The sequence below is a fragment of the Mesorhizobium sp. M7A.F.Ca.CA.004.04.2.1 genome, from assembly GCF_004022825.1.
Taxonomy (GTDB): Bacteria; Pseudomonadota; Alphaproteobacteria; order Rhizobiales; family Rhizobiaceae; genus Mesorhizobium.
Map to the genome: position 1 here is coordinate 1 of NZ_RZPH01001260.1, position 1,493 is coordinate 1,493.

Sequence of the window (1,493 nt, forward strand, 5' to 3'; positions counted from 1 at the left end):
GCGCAGTTCAGGCCATATGATCGCTATCCCAAGCCAGCCGAGGAAGTGCCGCCATCCGGCGTGCTGTCGCTGACCGAGGGCTCATCGGCGGAAAAGGGCCGATGGTTGCTCGACGACTGCGAGACCCGCATTGCGGAAATCGTCAAACGCGAATTCTTCTGAGGTGCCGACACCATGAGCAGCAATTTCTTCCAGCCGATCGACGCCTCCGCCGTGCCTCGCTTCGCCGGACTTTCGACCTTCATGAGACTGCCGGCCGTGGCAAGCGCGGAGGGGCTCGACATCGCGCTCGTCGGCATACCGTGGGATGGTGGCACCACCAATCGCGCCGGCGCACGGCACGGCCCGCGCGAGATCCGCAACCAGTCGAGCCTGATGCGGCGCGCCCATCACGTCTCGGGGACCGAGCCGTTCAGCATCGCCAACGTCGCCGATGTCGGCGATCTCTCGGTCAATCCGATCAACCTGCTGGACGGGCTGAAGCGCATCGAGGACGGCATCGCGGCGATCGTGGCAGTGGGCGCCATTCCGCTTGCAGCGGGCGGCGATCATCTGACGACGTTGCCGGTGCTGCGCGCCGTGGCCCGCAAGGCGCCCGTCGGCATGATCCATTTCGACGCGCATTCGGACACCAATGACCGCTATTTCGGCGACAATCCCTATACACATGGCACGCCGTTCCGCCGCGCCATCGAAGAGGGGCTGCTCGATCCCAAGCGCGTCGTCCAGATCGGCATCCGCGGCTCGATCTATGAACCCGGCGAACATGACTGGGCGGTCGCCCAGGGCATCCGTATCATCTACATGGAGGAGTTCGTCAGGCGAGGCGCGGCCAGCGTCGTGGAAGAGGCGCGCGGCATCGTCGGAAACAATCCTGTTTATGTCACCTTCGACATAGACTGCATCGACCCATCGATGGCGCCTGGGACCGGAACGCCTGAACTTGGCGGCTTCACCACCCGCGAGGCCCAGGAAATGGTCCGCTTGCTCGATGGATTGAACATTGTAGGCGCCGACGTCGTGGAGGTGGCGCCGCCTTTCGACCTGGGTGGAATGACGGCGCTCGCCGGCGCGACGATGATGTTCGAGCTGCTGTGCGTGATGGCGAAGTCGGTTCAAGCAGCGAGAGCGCCAGACTGAGCGCAAGCGTCAAAGCCGCCTGACGCGTCGCCGTCCGCTCAAAGCGGATTCTCGGCATAGAACTCCAGCACGCGCTGCTTGAAGGTCTTGTCCCCGACGGCCAGCATATGGTCCCGGCCCTCGATGTGAAAGGCGCTGGCGTTCGGCATCAACGCTGCAAGCTCATCGGGCGAGCCGCCAATGTCGTCGGTGGTTCCGACGGCGACCAGCGTCGGCTGGGCGATGCGGGCGATATCCTGCTCGCTCAGCAATTCGCGCGATTTGGCGATGCAAGCGGCCAAGGCCCGGCGATCGCTGCGGGTCTGGTCGGCGAAGGCGCGAAACGACCGGCCGCGCGGATGGCTGGTGGCGGC

1 protein-coding gene and 1 pseudogene are annotated in these 1,493 nt (G+C 64.9%); one reads left to right on the plus strand and one right to left on the minus strand.

Annotated elements, in window-relative coordinates; translation table 11 throughout:
- The first annotated feature begins 174 nt into the window (after positions 1 to 174).
- A complete protein-coding gene (speB, locus tag EN893_RS33630; protein ID WP_127271573.1) occupies positions 175 to 1,140 on the plus strand; it encodes an agmatinase in 966 nt (321 codons plus the stop codon).
- A gap of 38 nt (positions 1,141 to 1,178) precedes the next feature.
- Here speB and EN893_RS33635 read toward each other — a convergent pair.
- Positions 1,179 to 1,493: pseudogene (locus EN893_RS33635) on the minus strand (alpha/beta hydrolase); the annotation flags it as partial.